The organism is Pseudomonas sp. TH10, from assembly GCF_016651255.1.
GTDB lineage: Bacteria > Pseudomonadota > Gammaproteobacteria > Pseudomonadales > Pseudomonadaceae > Aquipseudomonas.
Window position 1 is genome coordinate 1 of sequence record NZ_JAEKEG010000149.1, and the last position, 20531, is coordinate 20531.

Annotated in this window: 20 protein-coding genes and 1 pseudogene; 7 read left to right on the top strand and 14 right to left on the bottom strand. The window is 60.2% G+C overall.

Annotated features, from left to right (window positions below; translation table 11 throughout):
* The 8 genes from JFT80_RS20595 to JFT80_RS20630 all read right to left on the bottom strand — a co-directional run.
* The coding region (locus JFT80_RS20595; protein ID WP_201149118.1) for a flagellar hook-associated protein 3 at window positions 1-1074 on the bottom strand (1074 nt) is incomplete at its 3' end.
* 14 nt (window positions 1075-1088) lie between these two features.
* The gene (flgK, locus tag JFT80_RS20600) at window positions 1089-3113 is read right to left on the bottom strand and encodes a flagellar hook-associated protein FlgK (protein WP_201149119.1); all 2025 of its coding nucleotides are present in this window, start codon (window positions 3111-3113) and stop codon (window positions 1089-1091) included.
* Between the two features lie 24 nt (window positions 3114-3137).
* The gene (flgJ, locus tag JFT80_RS20605; protein ID WP_201149120.1) at window positions 3138-4445 is read right to left on the bottom strand and encodes a flagellar assembly peptidoglycan hydrolase FlgJ; all 1308 of its coding nucleotides are present in this window, start codon (window positions 4443-4445) and stop codon (window positions 3138-3140) included.
* A gap of 11 nt (window positions 4446-4456) precedes the next feature.
* Complete coding sequence (locus tag JFT80_RS20610) at window positions 4457-5566, bottom strand: flagellar basal body P-ring protein FlgI (protein ID WP_201149133.1); 1110 nt, start codon at window positions 5564-5566, stop codon at window positions 4457-4459.
* Between the two features lie 18 nt (window positions 5567-5584).
* Window positions 5585-6280, bottom strand: a complete 696-nt coding sequence (flgH, locus tag JFT80_RS20615; RefSeq protein WP_201149121.1) for a flagellar basal body L-ring protein FlgH — start codon at window positions 6278-6280, stop codon at window positions 5585-5587.
* A gap of 52 nt (window positions 6281-6332) precedes the next feature.
* A complete protein-coding gene (gene flgG / locus JFT80_RS20620) occupies window positions 6333-7118 on the bottom strand; it encodes a flagellar basal-body rod protein FlgG (protein ID WP_201149122.1) in 786 nt (261 codons plus the stop codon).
* A gap of 45 nt (window positions 7119-7163) precedes the next feature.
* A complete protein-coding gene (locus tag JFT80_RS20625) occupies window positions 7164-7904 on the bottom strand; it encodes a flagellar basal body rod protein FlgF (protein WP_201149123.1) in 741 nt (246 codons plus the stop codon).
* 199 nt (window positions 7905-8103) lie between these two features.
* Entirely contained in the window at window positions 8104-9666 is a 1563-nt protein-coding gene (locus JFT80_RS20630) for a sigma-54-dependent transcriptional regulator (RefSeq protein ID WP_201149124.1), read from the bottom strand.
* 85 nt (window positions 9667-9751) lie between these two features.
* Between JFT80_RS20630 and JFT80_RS20635 the strand changes: the two genes are divergently transcribed.
* From JFT80_RS20635 to JFT80_RS20660, 7 genes are all read left to right on the top strand, one after another.
* On the top strand, window positions 9752-9934 hold the full coding sequence (locus tag JFT80_RS20635; protein ID WP_201149125.1) for a hypothetical protein: 183 nt from the start codon (window positions 9752-9754) through the stop codon (window positions 9932-9934).
* Between the two features lie 49 nt (window positions 9935-9983).
* Window positions 9984-10775: a phenylalanine 4-monooxygenase gene (gene phhA, locus JFT80_RS20640; RefSeq protein WP_201149126.1), complete on the top strand. Its 792-nt coding sequence runs from the start codon at window positions 9984-9986 to the stop codon at window positions 10773-10775.
* Between the two features lie 69 nt (window positions 10776-10844).
* The gene (locus tag JFT80_RS20645) at window positions 10845-11201 is read left to right on the top strand and encodes a 4a-hydroxytetrahydrobiopterin dehydratase (protein WP_003222798.1); all 357 of its coding nucleotides are present in this window, start codon (window positions 10845-10847) and stop codon (window positions 11199-11201) included.
* Window positions 11201-12394: an amino acid aminotransferase gene (locus JFT80_RS20650; protein WP_201149127.1), complete on the top strand. Its 1194-nt coding sequence runs from the start codon at window positions 11201-11203 to the stop codon at window positions 12392-12394. Before JFT80_RS20645 ends, JFT80_RS20650 begins: the two co-directional genes overlap by 1 nt.
* Before the next feature lie 252 nt (window positions 12395-12646).
* A complete protein-coding gene (locus tag JFT80_RS24975; RefSeq protein WP_008088845.1) occupies window positions 12647-12778 on the top strand; it encodes a hypothetical protein in 132 nt (43 codons plus the stop codon).
* Window positions 12779-12848: 70 nt separating this feature from the next.
* Window positions 12849-13031, top strand: a complete 183-nt coding sequence (locus JFT80_RS20655) for a hypothetical protein (protein ID WP_201149128.1) — start codon at window positions 12849-12851, stop codon at window positions 13029-13031.
* Between the two features lie 114 nt (window positions 13032-13145).
* A complete protein-coding gene (locus tag JFT80_RS20660) occupies window positions 13146-14345 on the top strand; it encodes an MFS transporter (protein ID WP_201149134.1) in 1200 nt (399 codons plus the stop codon).
* Here JFT80_RS20660 and arfB read toward each other — a convergent pair.
* The 6 genes and pseudogenes from arfB to JFT80_RS20690 form a co-directional block, all read right to left on the bottom strand.
* The gene (arfB, locus tag JFT80_RS20665; protein ID WP_007920134.1) at window positions 14342-14755 is read right to left on the bottom strand and encodes an alternative ribosome rescue aminoacyl-tRNA hydrolase ArfB; all 414 of its coding nucleotides are present in this window, start codon (window positions 14753-14755) and stop codon (window positions 14342-14344) included. The two genes, JFT80_RS20660 and arfB, sit on opposite strands and share 4 nt — an antisense overlap.
* A 253-nt stretch (window positions 14756-15008) precedes the next feature.
* Window positions 15009-16421: an amino acid permease gene (locus JFT80_RS20670; RefSeq protein ID WP_201149129.1), complete on the bottom strand. Its 1413-nt coding sequence runs from the start codon at window positions 16419-16421 to the stop codon at window positions 15009-15011.
* Window positions 16422-17299: 878 nt separating this feature from the next.
* A pseudogene (gene rluB, locus JFT80_RS20675) lies at window positions 17300-18567 on the bottom strand (23S rRNA pseudouridine(2605) synthase RluB).
* A 154-nt stretch (window positions 18568-18721) separates the two neighbouring features.
* A complete protein-coding gene (locus JFT80_RS20680; RefSeq protein WP_201149130.1) occupies window positions 18722-18913 on the bottom strand; it encodes a DUF1289 domain-containing protein in 192 nt (63 codons plus the stop codon).
* A 155-nt stretch (window positions 18914-19068) separates the two neighbouring features.
* On the bottom strand, window positions 19069-20109 hold the full coding sequence (scpB, locus tag JFT80_RS20685; RefSeq protein WP_201149131.1) for an SMC-Scp complex subunit ScpB: 1041 nt from the start codon (window positions 20107-20109) through the stop codon (window positions 19069-19071).
* An 11-nt stretch (window positions 20110-20120) separates the two neighbouring features.
* The coding region (locus JFT80_RS20690) for a ScpA family protein (protein WP_201149132.1) at window positions 20121-20531 on the bottom strand (411 nt) is incomplete at its 5' end.

Sequence of the window (20531 nt, forward strand, 5' to 3'; positions counted from 1 at the left end):
GTAGTTTGTCGCATCGGTGAATTTGACCACCACGCCGCTGTTAGGAAATCCGTTGACGTAGTCAGATTGACTGGAGACGCCAGAACCGGTGATCTGAGCAGTCGAGGTATTGCTCGGCGTACGTGAAGAGTTAAAGCTGTCAGGCTTGGTGCCCAACGAAAAAATGTGATCCTTCACTTCTTCATCTGGCGTCATTGGCAACGTGGTCACCGGATCGATAGGCGCCTTTAGTCGCAGCGTGATGTCGAACTCCACTCCGCGCAAATTGATGGTCGAACCACCTTGCTTGCTCGCATCAAAAGTGCCATTGCCGGACACTTCGGTGGTCACGTCGTTACCATCCTTATCAGCGATGGTGTAGTGAGTACTGTCGACGAACTTCAGTTCGTAAGGCTCGCCTGCAGCAAAGTTCTTGGTGTAGGCCGCATTCGATTTCATCAGGCCTGCCGACACTGAAACCGTACCGTCATTAGGCTTGGAGGGATCGAGTACCGCCTGGGTGCGACCTGAGTTCGTGGCCGACTCGAGGACGCTCTTACCGGTGTCGTTGGTCGCAATCGACAAGATGTCAGAGACTTGCAAGCTCAACTGGTTGTCATCCCCCTGATAAGAGTAGGTGCCATCGTTGTTGCGCACATACGGCGGCGTCAGGGTTTTCGAGCCGGAGAACATGTAGTTGCCGGACGGATCCTTGCTATTGAGCAGGCCCAATACTTGCTCTTCGATCTCACCGATTTCGCTGGCAATCGACTTTCGATCAGCATCGCTGTAGCCACCGTTGCCGGCCTGCAGCGCCAGTTCGCGACCGCGCTGAATCGAGGTATTCAGGCTTTCAAGGACGCTCTCCTGGTTGGACAGCGAACTCTTGATGCTGCCCATATTGGTACTGTATTGCCCCAGCATCGCCTTCTGCTGCTGCAACATCAACAACTGCGCAGCCCCGACAGGATCATCACCGGCACTCTGAATACGCACGCCCGAAGTGATCTGCTCCTGAGTCTTCACAATCGAGGAGAAGTTGTTCTGGTACTTGGCCGCACTCGTCTCAAAGTACTGGGCTGTAGAAATTCGCATCGTCGAAGACTCCCTTAAAGACTGTTGATCAGCGTGCTGAAGGTTTCTTGCGCGGCCTTGATAATCTGCGACGACGCGGTGTAGTACTGCTGGAACTTGACCAGATCGGCGGCCTCGTCGTCCAGGTTAACCTGGGACACGGAGGCGACTTCGGACTTGGCGCGGGCCAGGATCGCCCCGCTGGCGGTGCTGTCGCCCAGGGCCTGGCTGGCCTTGGCGCCGACCTGTTCCACCAGGCGGCTGTAGGCGGTGGTCATGCTCATGCCGGCGTTGCCGCCGCTGACGCCGACCGTGGCCTTGGTTTGCAGGCCCAACAATTCGTTGGCGTTGCGGTTGTCTTTCTTGCCGTCGACGTTGAAGGCGACTTCGTACTTGTCGTTCTTCGACGGCGAGCCGCTGACCGTGGTGTTGAAGGAGAACGATTTGCCAGGGATCGCCGTGCCCGTCGCGTCGAGCATCGGCACGTTGATCGTCAGGTCGTTGCCCTGCCCCGGCACGATGGTGCCGGTGCCAATGCTCTGGCCTTTGGCGTTGAACACTTCGTAGCCCTGGCTGCCGCCGACAGCGTCCTTGAATGTCAGGGTCACCGGCATGGAATTCTTGATCCCGGCCTGCAGGTCGGCCAGGTCGGCGCCGGCGTAGATGTCCATCGGCACGGTCAGCGCGGGCGCGGTCAAGGCGCCAGTGCCGCCGTTGCCGGTGTTGCTGGTCGCGACCAGGGCGCCGGCAAAGGCCAGCTTGTTGGAATCGGTCATCTGCGTGGTGATGTTGCTGGCACCGGTGCGTGTCGGGATCACCTTGAAGGTATCGCCCGCACTCAGGGCAGCGCCGTTGAGATTGAGCTTGAACCCATCGATCTCGGCCGCCGGATTCAGATCAAAACTGCCCATGCTTTTGCCGTCGGAGCGCTTGACCGTGTACTTGTCCGCAGCGGTGAACGTCACTTCGTAATCGAAGGCGGTCAACGCACTGGAGTTGGTGATGGTGACGTCGAGATTGCCCGAGCCCGCGCTGTTGCTCGAGGCGGCCAGGCTGCGCTGGCTGATCGCTGCGGCACTGTTGATGCTGGAGAACAGCAATGCACCGAATTCGCCATTGGCGTCGAGGCCCTGGCCCAACTGCCGGTTGATCTTGTCGGCGACCACGATGGCGGTGCGGCCCAGGTCGTTCATTGCCGGCACCAGCACGTCGTCGCGGTAGCGCAGCAGTCCGCCGATCTTGCCGCCGCTGATGACAGAGGTCACATCGCTCACCGAAGAAGGCGATTTGACCTGGATAGTCACCTGGTTCTTGTCGATGCCGGTGCGGGCGGTCGTCAGGGTGTTGGACGTGTTGCCCAACACCAGCGACTGGCCGGTACCAAGGGATACGTTGTAGCTGCCGTTCTGTTCCTGGACGGTCACGCCGACCAGCTCATTGAGTGTGCGCACGGCTTCGTTACGCGCATCGAGCAGGTTGTTCGGGCCGCTGCCGGTCGAGCTGCCGGCCTGGGAAATCTGCTGGTTCAGCGAGGCGATGGAGGCCGTCAGCTGATTGACCTTTTCGGTCATGGTGGTCAGCTGGCTGTTGATGCCTTCGTTTTGCTGCTGCATCTGCGACGACAACGCGTTGAAGCGGTTGCTCAGGGTCTGCGCATTGGTCAGCAGCAACTGCCGCGCAGCCGTGTCGCTGGGCGTGGCGGCCGATGTCTGCACGGCGGCAAAGAAGCTGCTCAACACCGCACTGATGCCGGTGGTTTTGTCCGAGAACAGCTTGTCGAGCGGGTTCACCTGCTCGAGGTAGGAGTTGGCATCGTTGCTCAGCGAAGTGCTGGTCTGCAGCTGCTGATCGAGATAGGCGTTATACACCCGACGCACATCCGCCAGGGTCGTGCCGCTGCCGATGAACACCCCGCCATTGAGGTTCGAGGCATTGCTGGTCTGAATGGTCTGCTGGCGTGAATAACCGGCGGTGTCGACGTTGGCAATGTTGTTGCCTGTCGTAGCCAAAGAAGCTTGGCTAGCCGACAGCCCCGACATCCCGATATTGAGCAAACTCATGGTTCAGACCTTATACCTTGTGCCTTATAAAGGCGTGGTGGATACACCCGCCGCAGCGTAGTTTTCAAAACTGTTCATCTGCTTGGCAATCTGCGAAATCTTTGTCGCGTAGTTCGGGTCGGTGGCGTAACCGGCCTTTTGCAACTCACGTACAAACTGTTCTGGGTTATCGGCCGACTTCAGCACATCTTGATAGCGATTATTGCTCTGCAGCAAAGTCACCAGATCGTGGAAGCTGTCCTTGTACGAGGCGTAGGAACGGAACTCGGCCGTCTCCTTGACCATCGCGCCATTGCGGAACTCGCTGGTGATTGCGCGGGCCGAATCGCCCTTCCAGTTACTGCTCGCTTTGATGCCGAACAGGTTGTGGCTGCTGCTGCCATCCTGGGCGCGCATGACTGACTTGCCCCAGCCGGTTTCCAGTGCCGCTTGCGCCACCAGGTAACGCGGATCGACGCCGATGCGGTCGGCGGCTTCTTTGGCCATCGGCAGCATGGTGTTGACGAATTCGTCGGCAGAACTGAAGGCTTTTTTCGCCGGCGCCAACGGAATCTGCGCCATGGCGCGACCGTAAATCTGCAGGCGACCGCTGGCCGGCGCTTCGGTTTGCGCGGTCAGCCAGTCGCCGTTGTACAGCGAGCCGGAACCGGTCGGGCTGATCGTGGGCACGTCGATTTTGTTGAGTGCGGTTGCAGCTGTCGTCGCAGTCACAGCCGGGGTCGCGGCCGATGGCACCAGGCCGGCGAGCAGGCGGTCCGCGAGTTTCGGCGGCAACGCCAGGCGGCGCTGGTTGATCAGCGCCATGTCGTTGCGATGCGCGCCCTCGCCTGGTGCCTGCGGTGCATGGATCGAACGCGAGGCCCACAACGGGCGCTGGCCATTGAGGCGCGACAAGGGTCCATTGGTGGCTGCCGTACCGGCGGCAATCGGCGTTTCCACGGCGGCTTTGGCCTCGGCTTGCTTGGCGGCGGACGCTGCCGCCGCTTCACCCGGGGCCATGGGTTTGTTCTTTGACATCTGGCGCATCAACACATCGGCCAGGCCGATACCGCCGCCTTCGCGGGACATGGAAACGGCCAGCTGCTGGTCGTACATTTCCTGGTACTGCTTGGCTTCGGCGGTGTTGAGCGGGTTGTCCTGGCCCAGCGCGTTGGTGGCCGAGCGCATGGACTTGAGCATCTCACCGAGGAACAGCGACTCGAACTCCTGCGCCACTTTGCGCATGTTCGCGTCGCTGTTCTTGTCGCCGACCTTGAGCTGGTTGAGGCGATTCAAGTCCGAGTAGGACCCCGAATCGCTGCTGCTGACCAGACCACTTTTGCGCATATCCATGATGGTCGGCCTCAGATCACAATCAGGTCGGCTTGCAGTGCGCCGGCCTGTTTCAGTGCTTCGAGAATGGCCATCAAGTCACCCGGCGCGGCGCCGACCTGGTTCACCGCTCGCACGATTTCGTCGAGGGTGGTGCCCGGGCCGAACTTGAACATCGGTTTGGCTTCTTGCTCGGCATTTACGCGCGAGCGCGGCACGACAGCAGTCTGGCCGTTGGACAACGGGCCTGGCTGGCTGACGATCGGATCTTCGGTGATGGTCACGGTCAGGCTGCCGTGGGTCACGGCGGCTGGCGAGACTTTGACGTTCTGGCCGATGACGATGGTGCCGGTACGCGAGTTGATGATGACTTTCGCCACTGCCTGGCCCGGATCGACCTCGAGGTTTTCCAGGATCGACAGGTAGTCCACGCGCTGGCTCGGGTCCAGTGGCGCACTGACGCGGATCGAGCCGCCGTCGATGGCCTGGGCCACGCCAGGGCCGAGCATGTTGTTGATCTTGTCGACGATACGTTTGGCGGTGGTGAAGTCGGAACGGTTGAGGTTCAGCGTCAGGCTGTTGCCCTGGTTGAAACCGCTCGGCACCGAGCGCTCCACCGACGCACCACCAGGGATGCGACCGGCCGACGGAACGTTGACGGTGATCTTCGAACCGTCACGGCCTTCAGCGTCGAAACCACCCACCACCAGGTTGCCCTGAGCGATGGCGTAGACGTTGCCGTCGATACCCTTGAGCGGGGTCAGCAACAGGGTGCCGCCACGCAGGCTCTTGGAGTTACCGATCGAGGAAACGGTGATGTCGACCTGCTGACCCGGTTTGGCGAACGCCGGCAGATCCGCGCTGACAGACACTGCCGCGACGTTTTTCAACTGCACGTTGCCCGATCCCGCCGGCACCTTGATGCCGAACTGCGAGAGCATGTTGTTGAAGGTCTGCAGGGTGAACGGGGTTTGCGTCGTCTGGTCACCGGTGCCATTGAGCCCGACCACCAGGCCGTAGCCGATCAGTTGGTTGGAACGCACGCCAGAAATACTGGCGATGTCCTTGAGCCGCTCGGCTTGCGCGCTAAACGCAGCCGAGAGCATCAGGGCGGCCACCATCAGGCGTTTGAAGTTCAACATGCTCAACTTGATAGCCACCTAGAAAGGAAACAGCGGGCTGAGAAAGAAACGGTCGAACCAGCCTGGCTGACTCGCATCGGCAAAGGCACCGGTGCCCGAGTAGGTAATACGTGCATCGGCGACCCGCGTCGAAGAAACCGTGTTGTCGGTGGCGATGTCATCGGCGCGCACCAGACCGGCAATCCGCACCAGTTCATCGCCCGTGTTGAGGGTCATCCACTTCTCGCCGCGCACTGCGATGATGCCGTTGGGCAAGACGTCGGCAACGGTCACGGTGATCGAGCCGGTCAGGGTGTTGCTCTGCCCGGACTTGCTGTCGCCCTTGGTCGCACGATCGGCACTGTAGCCGGCGTTGAGGCTCAGGTCGCCGCCACCAATTGGATTATTGGTGGTCAGGCTGGAGCCGAACAACGAGGTCAGGCCAATGCCGGTCTTGCTGTTCTTGGCCACTTGCGAGTTGGCGTTTTTGCTTGCCTGCGTCCGCTCGTTCAGGGTGATGGTGATGATGTCACCGACCCGGAATGCCTTACGGTCGCCGTACAGATTCTGCTCGAAGCCGGCCTGATAGATCGAGCCGTTATTGGCCGCAGCCGGCAACGGCGTGCGCGGCAACACCGGAGCGTAGTAAGGGTCATTGGGCTTGGGCGTCGGAGCGACGCAGCCCGCGAGCGAGACGACTCCACTCAATGCCAGAACAGATACGAAGCGATTCATGACCCTACCTCACGGTGTTGCAGGCGACCTCATGGTCGCCTCATAGACTTGATTACAGATTCTGCGTTACGAACGAGAGCATCTGGTCGGCGGTGGAGATCACCTTGGAGTTCATCTCGTAAGCGCGCTGAGTGGTGATCATGTTGACCATCTCCTCAACGGTGCTGACGTTAGAGGTTTCCAGGGTGTTCTGCAGCGTGGTACCGAAACCGTTCAGGCCCGGAGTACCGACTTGCGGTGCGCCGGAAGCTGCGGTTTCCAGGAACAGGTTGTTCCCCACGGCTTGCAGACCGGCCGGGTTGATGAAGTCGGCGGTTTGCAGGTTACCGATCACTTGCGAAGCCGGGTTGCCGGCGATGGTGATCGACACGGTGCCGTCACGACCGACCGTGAAGGTCTGCGCGTTGTTCGGGATGACAATCGCGGGTTCCAGGGCGAAGCCGCTGGCGTTCACGACCTGACCGTTGGAGTCGAGGTGGAAGGTACCGTCGCGGGTGTAGGACGTGGTGCCGTCCGGCTGCAGGATCTGGAAGAACCCGCGACCGTCAACAGCCAGGTCGAGCGGCTGCTCGGTGGTTTGCAGGCTGCCGGCGGTGAAGTTTTTCTGGGTGCCGACGATGCGCACACCCGTACCCACTTGCAGACCCGACGGCAATTCGCTGTCCTGGGTCGACTGGGCGCCTGGCTGACGCTTGATCTGATACAGCAGGTCCTGGAACTCGGCGCGGTCACGTTTGAAGCCCGTGGTCGAGACGTTTGCCAGGTTGTTGGAAATGGTGGTCAGGTTGGTGTCCTGGGCGGACAGACCGGTTTTGGCAACCCATAGAGCCGGAAGCATTCGATTCTCCTCGTGCGCCTGTTTTACGGCGCGACGTTCTGATAATTAGCTGATCTGCAAGACCCGAGCCATGGCCTGGTCGTCGTCTTTGGCGGTGTTCATCATCTTGACGTGCAACTCGAACTGCTTGGCCAGCGCCAGCACCGAAGTCATCTCTTCCACGGCATTGACGTTGCTCGACTCAAGGAAACCCGACACCAGTTTGACGTTGGCATCAGCCGGCGCAGGCTGGCCGTCCTTGGTGTAAATCGAGCCGTCGAGGCCCTTGTTCATGTTCTTGATGTCCGGGTTGACCAGTTTGATCCGGTCGACTTCAGCCATGACGCGCGGGCCTTCGCCCATCGCCCGAATACTGATGGTGCCATCCTCGCCCACTTCGATCTGTTGCTCGGGCGGCACGGCAATCGGCCCGCCATTGCCCATCACCGGCATACCGTTGCCGGCGCGCAATACGCCCAGGGCATCGACGTTGAGGCTGCCGGTGCGCACGTAGCTTTCGCCGCCGTTAGGGTTTTGCACGGCGATGAAACCGTTGCCGGTCACGGCAACGTCGAGGTCACGACCGGTCTGCACCAGCGAGCCCGGCGTGAAGTCGGTGGCGGGCCGTTCGCACATGGCAAACGCACGCGCCGGAAAGCTGTCACCAAACACCGGCATCGAACGCGCCTGCTCCAGATCGCGCTGAAAACCGTTGGTGGAGATGTTCGCGAGGTTGTTGGCATGAGCCTTTTGCGCCAGTGCGTTCTGGCTGGCGCCGGTCATTGCCACATAAAGGTACTTGTCCACACTCTTTCCTCTGCATGCCGGACGTTTGCCGCCCACCGCTGTACTGCTGAGCCTTAAGCAATTTGCAGACCAACTTTTTTCTGGCGGCGCGAGGCCCGGTAAACAAAGGGCTTGAGGGGTTTGGAGAGGAGTGGAGGAATGGAGTGAAGTCGAAAAACCGGCGGTGTTGTGCCGCTTCGCGGCAATAGATCAAAAGACTTCAAGTGCTGCTGTCTTTGCCGACTTCGTATTCGCGCAGCTTGTTGGCAATGGTGGTGTGCGAAACCCCCAGCCGCTTGCCCAACTGACGACTGCTCGGATGCTCGGAATACAGCCGCTCCAGCACTGCCTTCTCGAACCGGCCGACAATTTCGTCGAGCCCGCCCTCCAGCGAAAAATCGCCAAGCGGCTGACGCACGCCGTAATCCGGCAATCGAATGTGCTCAGCCTTCACCGTGCCGCCATCGCACAACGAAACCGCCTGAAACAGCACGTTCTCCAACTGCCGCACGTTGCCCGGCCAGTGATAGTGACTGAGCCGATCCATCGCTGCCGGCGCCAGTTTCGGCAGCGAACAACCGATCTGCCGGCTGGCCTGATCAAGGAAATGCTCGACCAGCGGCGTCAACCCGTCGAGGCATTCGCGCAGTGGCGGAATGTGCAGCGACAGCACGTTCAAGCGGTGATACAAATCCTGGCGAAACTCGCCGCGCGCGCACAGTTCGGACAAATCCACCTGCGTCGCGCAAATCACCCGCACGTCCAGATACACCTCTTCGTCGCTGCCGACCCGGCGAAAGCAACCATCCTGCAGGAAGCGCAGCAGTTTCACCTGCAAGCGCGGGCTCATTTCGCCGACGCCATCGAGAAACAGCGTGCCGCCCGCCGTCAGTTCCAGCAGGCCGAGCTTACCCTCCGCACGGGCGCCTTCGAACGCGCCAGGGCCGTACCCAAACAGCTCGGTCTCGGCCATCGATTCCGGCAAACCCGCACAGTTGAGCGCCATCAGCGGCGACTGCCCGCGCGGACTGGCGAGGTGGCAGGCGCGTGCCAGCAATTCCTTGCCGGTGCCGGTTTCGCCTTCAATCAATAAAGGTGCATCGAGGGGCGCCATGCGCCGCGCTTCACGCACCACGGCGGCCATGACCTTCGAACTCTGGAAGATGCTGTCGAAGCCACGCAACTCTTGTTTGCGCACGTTATAGATGCGTTCGCCAACACGATCCGCACGGTGCAACGTCAGTACGGCACCGGCCATGGCCTCACTGTCGTCATGCTCTGATTGCAACGGCGCGATGTCAGCCAGAAAGACGTCGCCCTTGACCTTGACCCGCATGCCATTGATGCGCGATTTGTTGGCGCGCACCAGTTCCGGCAAATCGAAATCTTCGGCGTAACGCGACAGCGGAATCCCCGGCACCTCATCCACGCGCACGCCAAGCAACTGCGCCGCCGCGCGGTTGGCGGCGACAATCGAGCCGCCCATGTCGATCGACAGCACCGGAAACTCCAGCGCGCCGAGCAGCGCATTCAACTCCATGTGCCGCCGCTCGCTCGGCATCAGCCCTACCCGCTTGACGCCGAACACACCGGCAATCGACTCAAACTTGGGCCGCAGCGCCTGGAACTGGATGTTGATCAGGTTCGGACAATGCAGATAGATCGCGTTGCCATGCTCACCGCCGACTTCGCCGCGCGCGACGTTGATCCCGTAGGCCACCAGCAGGTTGAGGATGTCGCGCAGGATGCCGATGCGGTTCTGACAGTGGACTTTGATACGCATATAAAGGCTCGAAAAGCGGTTAAGGAAATCATGCCGAGTTCGGCCCGCTTCCACAGGGGGTGGCGGTGGCCGCAGGAGCGATTTTTTGCTGCAACGCTCAGATAGTCGTAAAGATTATGTGACACCCAAGGCGCTTTTCAAACCAGAAAACTCAACAGCTACGCCGCAACCGCCATTGCGTAACGAAAACTTTACGAAAAGTGCTGTTTTTTATGCCTTACACCTCGCGCACGGGGCTGCACATCCGAAAATCCTGGGGTATTTGTAAGTCCATAACTGGACATAACAAGAACGAATTCCCCTAGCAGGAGAGCAGTATGAAGCAGACGCAATACGTGGCCCGCGAGCCCGATGCGCAAGGTTTTATCGACTACCCCGCCGAAGAACACGCGGTGTGGAACACGCTGATCACTCGCCAACTGAAAGTGATCGAAGGGCGTGCCTGCCAAGAGTACCTGGACGGTATCGAAAAACTCGGTCTGCCCCACGACCGCATTCCGCAACTCGGCGAGATCAACAAGGTGCTCGGCGAGACCACCGGTTGGCAGGTCGCCCGTGTACCGGCGCTGATTCCCTTCCAGACCTTCTTTGAATTGCTCGCCAGCAAGCAATTCCCGGTTGCCACTTTTATCCGCACCCGCGAAGAACTGGACTACCTGCAAGAACCGGATATTTTCCACGAGATCTTTGGTCACTGCCCGCTGCTGACCAACCCGTGGTTCGCAGAATTCACCCACACCTACGGCAAACTCGGCCTGCAAGCTACCAAGGAAGAACGGGTGTACCTGGCGCGCCTGTACTGGATGACCATCGAGTTCGGCCTGGTCGACACGCCCCAGGGCCAACGCATCTACGGCGGCGGCATTCTTTCCTCGCCTAAAGAAACCGTTTACTCACTGTCGGATGAGCCTGAGCATCAAGCCTTCGATCCGCTCGAAGCGATGCGCACGCCCTATCGCATCGACATCCTGCAACCGCTGTACTTTGTCCTGCCGAACCTCAAGCGCCTGTTCGATGTGGCCCATGAAGACATCATGGCCATGGTCAAACAAGGCATGCAGTTGGGTCTGCATGCGCCGAAATTTCCGCCAAAGCCGAAAGCGGCCTGAGCAGAACCCGCTCGCGACTTGCGTGCAAAGATAGTAATTTCCAACAAGAATCGAACTCAGGAACAGACCATGTCGACATTGAACCAAGCCCACTGCGAAGCCTGCCGCGCCGATGCGCCACAAGTCAGCGACGAAGAACTGCCGATCCTGATCAAGCAGATCCCTGACTGGAACATCGAAGTTCGCGACAGCATCATGCAGCTGGAGAAAGTTTTCCTGTTCAAGAATTTCAAGCACGCGCTGGCGTTCACCAACGCTGTCGGCGAGATCTCCGAAGCTGAAGGTCACCACCCGGGCCTGCTGACCGAGTGGGGCAAAGTCACCGTGACCTGGTGGAGCCACTCGATCAAAGGCCTGCACCGCAACGACTTCATCATGGCCGCGCGCACTGACGAAGTGGCCAAGACCGCAGAAGGACGCAAGTAATGCACTTCGACGCCATCGGCCGGGTCCCCGGCGACCCGATCCTCGGTTTGATGGAGGCGTATGCGCAGGATCCCAACCCGCGCAAATTCGACCTCGGCGTTGGCGTCTACAAGGATGCCCAAGGCCTGACGCCGATCCCTGAAGCGGTGAAAATCGCTGAAGCGCGGCTGGTCGAAAGCCAGGACACCAAGACCTACATCGGTGGCCACGGCAATCCGTTGTTCGGCAAAGTCATCAATGAACTGGTGCTCGGTGCCGACTCGAAGCTGATCGCCGAGCAACGTGCGGGCGCCACGCAGACCCCAGGCGGCACCGGCGCATTGCGCCTCAGCGCTGACTTCATTGCCCAGTGCCTGCCGGGCAAAGGCGTATGGCTGAGCAACCCGACCTGGCCGATCCACGAAACGATTTTCGCCACAGCCGGGGTCAAGGTCAGTCACTACCCGTATGTGGGCAGCGACAATCGCCTCGACGTCGACGCCATGCTCGCCGTGCTCAACGACGTGCCGAAGGGCGATGTGGTGTTGCTGCACGCGTGCTGCCACAACCCGACCGGTTTCGACCTGAGCCATGACGACTGGCAGCGTGTGCTCGACGTAGTGCGTAGCCGCAACCTGCTGCCGCTGATCGACTTCGCCTACCAGGGTTTTGGCGATGGTCTGGAACAGGATGCGTGGTCGACTCGGTTGTTCGCGGCGGAGTTGCCGGAAGTGCTGATCACCAGTTCCTGCTCGAAGAACTTCGGGTTGTACCGCGATCGCACCGGCGCGCTGATCGTCTGCGCGAAAACCGCTGACAAGCTCATCGACATCCGTAGCCAACTGGCCAACATCGCCCGCAACCTCTGGTCGACACCGCCGGATCATGGTGCGGCTGTTGTCGCGACGATCCTTGCCGACCCAGAGCTGAAAGCGCGTTGGGCGGATGAAGTGGAAGCCATGCGTTTGCGTATCGCGCAGCTGCGCAGCGGTTTGGTCGAAGCGCTGGAGCCGCACGGTTTGCGTGAGCGCTTTGCGCACATTGGCGTGCAGCGTGGCATGTTCTCTTACACCGGTTTGTCGCCGGAGCAAGTGAAGCAACTGCGCGAGCATCACAGCGTGTACATGGTCAGCTCGGGCCGGGCGAACGTCGCCGGTATCGACGCCACGCGCCTCGCCCTGCTGGCCGAAGCCATCGCCAGCGTCAGCAAGTAACACCGCAATACCAATGTAGGAGCTGCCGCAGGCTGCGATCTTTTGATCTTGTCTTTAAAAACAAAAGCAAAAGATCGCAGCCTGCGGCAGCTCCTGCATTTTTTTCTGCTGTTTTAGCCCTCCCCTGCGGCCATCTGTCGCATTAATTTCAATTAAAAGTCTGATTGTCATTTTTCCTGCTGTATCCTGCGCAGGCTTTCTAAAAGCGCGGATCTACCAGATCTATCAACAGACTTAGCGAGGAGCGCAACCATGCACGAGATTCCTAATCTCCCCTTCCCAAGCCTGCACGTACCTGAGCAGACGACCACGCAACAAGCCGGCGCCCAACAGCCCGAGCCGAAAGAAGCCGTTGAGAGCCGTCCGGCCGACAACGAAGAGTAAGACCCCGTCGTACAGACCGTGTGGAAAGCGCTAACATGCGCTTTCCACACTGCCTGACCCCGAGCCTGCCATGACCGACGAATTCTCTGAAAACCAAGCTGCCATTCTGATCAGCGCCACCGAGAAAATGATCGAGATCTGGAACCGCCTCTCCCCCGAGAAACAAGCCGCCCTGCTCGCCCGTTTCGGCAGTGAAGAAAACGCCCTCGCTGCACTGGTCACCACGCAACTGGTCGCTCCGGCCAAACCGTGAAGTCGCCACCCGGCAAATAGTTTTACTTTTCCCGCCCCAGATTCCTCCGCGCCGGTATCATGAGCAGCCTATCTAATCTGCTGCTCCCGTGGATCGTTACCCATGTCGTTTTCTATGTCAGAGCCCCAGCGCCCCCTGGCGGTTACGCTGCAAGTCGTCTCCATCGTCCTCTTCACCTTTATCGGCTACCTGAACATCGGCATTCCGCTGGCGGTGTTGCCGGGTTACGTCCACAGCGACCTCGGTTTCGGCGCGGTGATCGCCGGGCTGGTGATCAGCGTGCAATACCTCGCCACCCTGCTCAGCCGTCCATACGCCGGCAAGATCATCGACAACAAGGGCAGCAAACTGGCGGTGATGTACGGCCTGGCCGGTTGCGGTTTGAGCGGTGTGTTCATGCTGATCTCGGCGTGGACGCCGAACATGCCGATGCTCAGCCTGATCAGTTTGTTGATCGGTCGGCTGGTGCTGGGCAGCGCGGAAAGCCTCGTCGGTTCCGGTTCGATTGGCTGGGGCATTGGCCGCGTCGGCGCGGCGAACACCGCCAAGGTGATTTCCTGGAACGGCATCGCCAGTTACGGCGCGCTGGCAATCGGCGCACCGTTCGGCGTGTGGCTGGTCAGCCGTCTGGGCCTGTGGAGCATGGGCGTCAGCATCATCCTGCTGGCGATCATCGGCTTGCTGCTGGCGTGGCCGAAAACGGCGGCACCGATTGTTGTCGGCGAACGTCTGCCATTCATGCACGTGCTCGGCCGCGTCTTCCCTCACGGCTGCGGCCTGGCACTGGGCTCGATTGGCTTCGGCACCATCGCCACCTTCATCACCCTGTATTACGCCACGCAGCATTGGGACAATGCGGTGCTGTGCCTGAGCCTGTTCGGCGCCAGTTTCATCGGTGCGCGGCTGTTGTTCGGCAACCTGATCAACCGTCTCGGAGGCTTTCGCGTGGCGATAGCCTGTCTGTCGGTAGAAACACTCGGCCTGTTACTGCTGTGGCTGGCACCAGACGCTCACTGGGCGTTGGCCGGCGCGGCGTTGAGCGGTTTTGGCTTCTCGCTGGTATTCCCGGCGCTGGGCGTGGAAGCAGTGAACCTGGTGCCGGCTTCGAGCCGCGGGGCTGCAGTGGGGGCTTATTCGTTGTTTATCGACCTGTCACTGGGGATCACCGGGCCATTGGCCGGTGCCATCGCCGCAGGGTTCGGCTTTGCCTCGATCTTCCTGTTCGCCGCGCTTGCCGCCCTTAGCGGTCTGGCCCTGAGCATCTATCTGTACCGCCAGGCGCCGAAGTACCGGGAACAACGGGACGTCCGCTAGAAGTCGACCTTGCCGCGCCCGGCCTTGATGCTGCCGCGTTTGGTCTTGGACTCGAGGCGACGTTTTTTCGAGCCAAGGGTCGGCTTGGTCGGGCGGCGCTTCTTTTCGACCTTGGTGGCGCTGAGAATCAGCTCGACCAGTCGTTCCAGCGCATCGGCACGGTTGGCTTCCTGCGTACGATATTGCTGCGCCTTGATGATCAACACGCCGTCGCTGGTGATGCGACTGTCGCGCAGCGCCAGCAGGCGTTCCTTGTAGAACTCGGGCAAGGACGAGGCCGGAATGTCGAAGCGCAAGTGCATGGCGCTGGAGACCTTGTTGACGTTCTGCCCACCGGCGCCCTGGGCGCGGATGGCTGTCAATTCGATCTCGGCATCCGGCAGATGCACATTGTTGGAAATCACCAGCATGGAAAAGCGTCCGTATTCAGAGCGCGCAGGATACCGCGAATGCGAACTTCAGAACGCCGAAAATCCCCTGTGAGAGCAAGGCTCGCCCGCGATTGAGGCGCGGCGATTTACAGGTTAGACCGCGTCATCGTTCATCGCGGGCAAGGCTGACTCCACAGGGGATCTCCACAGGCTTGCTTTCACAGGCGATCTGCGCAGGTTACAAAACAACAAACCCGGCACATGGCCGGGTTTGTTGTTTCTACGTACCGCGTTACTTCACGGCAGGCTGAAGGGCATGCCGTGCGCTGCGCTTGTTCTTGATCACGTAGCAGACCCACATGAACACGACCCACAGCGGAATCGCATACACCGAGATCTGGATGCCCGGGATCAGCAGCATCACACCCAGGATGAACGCCACGAACGCCAGGCAGACGTAGTTGCCATACGGATACCACAGGGCCTTGAACAGCGGCGTCTGCTGTGTCTTGTTCATGTGCTGACGGAACTTGAAGTGCGAGAAGCTGATCATCGCCCAGTTGATCACCAGGGTCGCGACCACCAGCGACATCAGCAACTCAAGCGCGTGCTGCGGCATCAGGTAGTTGAGCAACACGGCAACCAGCGTTACCGCTGCGGAGGCCAGAATCGAACGCACCGGCACGCCGCGCTTGTCGATCTTCGCCAGACCTTTCGGCGCATCGCCCTGCTCGGCCATGCCCAGCAACATGCGGCTGTTGCAGTAGGTGCCGCTGTTGTACACCGACAATGCCGCCGTCAACACCACGAAGTTGAGGATGTGCGCCGCCGTGTTGCTGCCCAGCATCGAGAACACTTGCACGAACGGGCTGCCGCTATAGGAATCACCGGAGGCGTTCAGGGTTTCCAGCAGGCTGTCCCATGGGGTCAGCGACAGCAGAATCACCAGCGCGCCGATGTAGAAAATCAGGATCCGGTAGATGACCTGATTGATCGCTTTCGGGATCACGGTTTTCGGCTTGTCGGCTTCCGCTGCGGTGAAACCGAGCATTTCCAGGCCGCCGAAGGAGAACATGATGATCGCCATGGCCATCACCAGCCCGCTGACGCCGTTGGGGAAGAATCCACCGTGCGACCACAGGTTGCTCACCGAGGCTTGCGGGCCACCGTTGCCGCTGACCAGCAGGTAGCTGCCCAGGGCAATCATGCCGACGATCGCCACGACCTTGATGATCGCGAACCAGAACTCTGCCTCGCCGAAGACTTTGACGTTAGCCAGGTTGATCGCGTTGATCAGCACAAAGAAAGCCGCCGCGGATACCCAGGTCGGGATGTCCGGCGCCCAGTAGTGAATGTACTTGCCGACTGCAGTCAGCTCGGACATGCCCACCAGAATGTACAGAATCCAGCAGTTCCAGCCCGACAGGAAGCCAGCGAAGCCGCCCCAATACTTGTGCGCGAAATGGCTGAAGGAACCGGCCACCGGCTCTTCGACGATCATTTCGCCGAGCTGGCGCATGATCATGAAGGCGATGAAGCCGCAGATGGCGTAGCCGAGGATCATCGACGGGCCGGCGGATTTAAGCACCCCGGCCGAGCCGAGGAACAGTCCAGTACCGATCGCGCCACCGAGGGCGATCAGTTGAATGTGGCGATTTTTCAGGCCGCGTTTCAGCTCGCCTGATTGCGAGGGTTGTCCACTCATGAAAAAGGTCTCACGCAAGGTTTGATGATGTTCAGTAGACGTTGCTGCAAGGTTGCGATTTCAAGCAGCCCCGATCAAACCCCAGCGCAGGCACCAGGAGTTCAGCTTATTTACAACGGTCATGCGTCACCTGTTTGTTTTTATCTGTGACGAAATCGAACCCGACACGCTTGTGACGCGGCGGAGTGAACAAGGCGGATAGCCTTGAGATTTGCGCGATTACGCAGAGGGTCACAGTTAAAACGCGGCGCATTGTACACCTGTAACCCCCTGCTGCCAGACCCGCTGGATCAGCGTGTCATTTGCCGGGATTGCCTGTGTCCGCCCCGGCAGTGCCGGACGGCTGCAAAAATAGATTCAGACCTTTGCAGGTCTTCGACGGGGACGACAGGAAAATCGCCCCTCGGAGAGAGAGTTGGAGTTGGGTCACGGCGTTCATTGCGCCTCCTTGTTTTTATGCACCTGCACGGCAGGCATGGGGCGCATCTGATCCTGCTATGGAGGTTGAAACAAGCGGGATAGAGGGCTTGGGCATCCATGAGGTCCGGGTTAGCGGAAGGATTTCCTTACACCCGGCGGAAAATAGCTGAAGCAGTGGGTAATTCGTCAAGATCTCGTTACAGCGTGTAACGACGGATTTCCAATCGACATGCTTTGGTGTCTTCGCCGGTGCCATCGCGGGCAAGCCCGGCTCCCACAGTGATATCCGCCGAACACAAATGCTGCGTCCACCTCCAATACCCTGTGGGAGCGGCGGTGCGACGTGCTCACGAAGGCAAACTGCCAGGCGCCGCAGCATTTGAGCCAGACAAAAAAAACGCCACCCCGAAGGATGGCGCTTTTCACTGACGGCTTACCGCTTGAAGCCTACCGCTGCTTCACTCCGGCTTGCGACGGCCAAAGCCCGGACGCTGACCCGAGCCGGCCGGCGCACCACGGCGCTTGCCTGATGGCGCATCCTTGTCGACCAGGACAATGCCCGGACGCTTTTTCGCGACTGGTTTGGCTGGGCGCTTGGTGTCCGCTGGACGATCCGCCACTGGCGTACCACGACCGGCGGGAGCGCCGCGATCACTGCGACCCCGGCTGGCGCGCTACGGCCTTCACCGCGCTCGGTACGGCCATTGGCCGGACGCGGCGTACGTGGACCGCGCTCGCCATCGGCGCGAGGAGCCGCCGGCTTGCGGGCCGGACGTTCGCCTTCGATGTGCGGCTCACGGGCCGGACGCGGGTTGGCAGCTGGAGCACCGGCGGCTGGACGCAGCGTGCGTACGCGCTCGGTCTTGCCCATCGGACGCGACGATTTACGCTGCATACGCTCAAGTTTGTCTTTGCTCTTGGCGTTCAGTTGCGGCATTGCCACCGGCGTCAGGCCGACTTCAGCACTCAGAATGTCGACTTCGTACTGGCTCATTTCGCGCCAGCGGCCCATCGGCAGGTCAGAATTGAGGAACACCGGACCGAAACGCACGCGCTTCAGACGGCTGACCACCAGACCTTGCGATTCCCACAGACGACGAACCTCACGGTTACGACCTTCCATCACCACGCAGTGGTACCAGTGGTTGAAGCCTTCGCCACCCGGTGCCTGTTTGATGTCGGTGAACTTCGCCGGGCCGTCTTCCAGCACGACGCCGGCCTTCAGGCGCTCGATCATTTCGTCGTCGACTTCACCGCGTACGCGCACGGCGTATTCACGGTCCATCTCGTAGGACGGGTGCATCAGTCGGTTGGCCAGCTCACCGTCGGTGGTGAACATCAGCAAGCCAGTGGTGTTGATGTCGAGACGACCGATGTTGATCCAGCGGCCTTCTTTCGGACGCGGCAGCTTGTCGAACACGGTCGGACGGCCTTCCGGGTCGTCACGGGTGCAGATCTCGCCATCGGGTTTGTTGTACATGATCACGCGGCGGACCGATTCGGCAGCCTCTTCGCGCTTGATCACCTTGCCATCAATGGTGATGGCGTCGTGCATGTCGACGCGCAGACCGAGGGTGGCGTCTTTGCCATTGACCTTGATCCGGCCCTGGCTGATCCAGGACTCCACGTCACGGCGCGAGCCAACGCCGATACGGGCGAGGACTTTCTGCAGTTTTTCGCCTGCTGGGCCGATTTCCTGGTCGTCTTTCTGATTGATGTCACTCATCTGGGCACCTCCCGGTGTGGTCTGTTCAACCGCCCGGAGTTGGGCGCCTGAAGCATAAAAATCTGGGTTCTTCACCGAAGGGATCAGCAAAGGGTCGCGAATCATACGCGGATGTGAGCCGTCGCGCATCAGAGACTAGTCGATCACAACACGGTTATTTCTTTTTCCGCCGACCGGCGCCGCCGAGTTTGATCAGGCGCAGCGCAGCTTCGGCCAGCACGGTGCGCTTGTCGTCCTTGTCGAGTTTCTTCCAGGCTTTGATTTCGCGTTTACTGCGGCCGCAACCGACGCAGATGTCGTCGGTGAATTTGCAGACGCTGATGCACGGGGCTTTTGTTGAGCTCACTTGAGGCCTCAAAAATTAAAGTCAAAAGATCGCAGCCTGCGGCAGCTCCTACATGACCGGGTACAAATTGATACTGGTGGCAAACGCGGTCCTGTAGCTGCCGAAGGCTGCGATCCTGTAGGAGCTGCCGCAGGCTGCGATCTTTTGGCAGCACCTCAGTCTTCGAATGCGCGGCGTTCAGCTTCGATGGCTTCGGCCAGCGCGCGGGCTTCGGCTTCCTCGTCACTCAACTCAGATTCGAGCTCCGGTTTGTGCTGTTCGAGAGCAGCGACGGCGGCCAGTAGTTTTTCGCGAGCTTCGGCAACGCCAAGCACATCGTCGTCCGGTTCCTCTTCGAGTGTGGCGTCAGGCTCGGCGTGAAGTTCAACTTCAATCGCAGGTTCCGGCTCAACCTCAACTTCCATCTCAGGCTCAGGCTCAGGCTCAATCTCGGATTCAGATTCAGGCTGATCCGGCAGCTCTTCGGCATCAGTCACCGCACCATCGCGCAGAATGTCATCGAAATCGGTCTTGAGCCCCTCCTCCATGGTGTCCAGTTCCAGCAGCAAGGTATGGAAACTGGTTTCCTCCTTGGGCTCCTCCGGTTCGGCACTGGCGTCGGCCAGCTCTTGCAGGCTGGCAGGTACGGGGGCATCGTCGAAGTCGAGCACCGGGTCGGGCTCCAACTCGCGCAGCTCTGCCAAGGGTGGCAGATCGTCGAGGTTCTTAAGGTTGAAGTGATCGAGAAATGCTTTGGTGGTAGCGAACATCGCCGGTTTGCCCGGCACATCGCGATAGCCGACGACGCGAATCCACTCGCGTTCCAGCAAGGTTTTGACGATGTGGCTGTTGACCGCCACACCCCGCACGTCCTCGATTTCACCCCGGGTGATCGGTTGGCGATAGGCGATCAACGCGATGGTTTCGAGCATCGCACGGGAATAACGCTGCGGACGCTCCTCCCAGAGTCGGCCGACCCACGGCGAAAATTTCTCGCGGATCTGCAAACGGTAGCCCGACGAGACTTCCTTGAGCTCGAACGCGCGGCCCTCGCAGGATTTGCCCAAGAGGGTCAGGGCTTTTTTGAAGACCGCAGGCTCGGGCCGTTCGCCTTCTTCGAACAGTTCAAAGAGGCGTTCCAGGGATTGCGGCTTTCCCGAGGCCAACAGAAAGGCTTCTAGCAGGGGCGCCAGCTCGCGGGGTTCAGTCAGGTTCATGTTTCGACTCGTTATTCGGCTCGGGCTCGCACGTGGATCGCGGCGAACGGCTCATTCTGCACCAGCTCGACCAAGGATTCCTTGACCAGTTCAAGGATCGCCATAAAGGTCACCACCACACCCAAGCGCCCTTCCTCGGCGGTGAACAGCTCGACGAAGGGCACGAACCCGCCGCCCTTGAGCCGCTCCAGCACATCGCTCATGCGTTCGCGGGTGGACAGCGCCTCACGGCTGACCTGGTGGCTTTCAAACATGTCACCACGGCGCAGCACTTCGGCCATGCACATCAAAATCTCTTCCAGCGCGACATCCGGCAACAGCTTGCGCGCGCGGGCTTCAGGCGCGTCGAGTTTGGGCACGATCACGTCGCGGCCAACCCGGCTCAGGCCATCGATACCTTCGGCGGCCGCCTTGAACCTTTC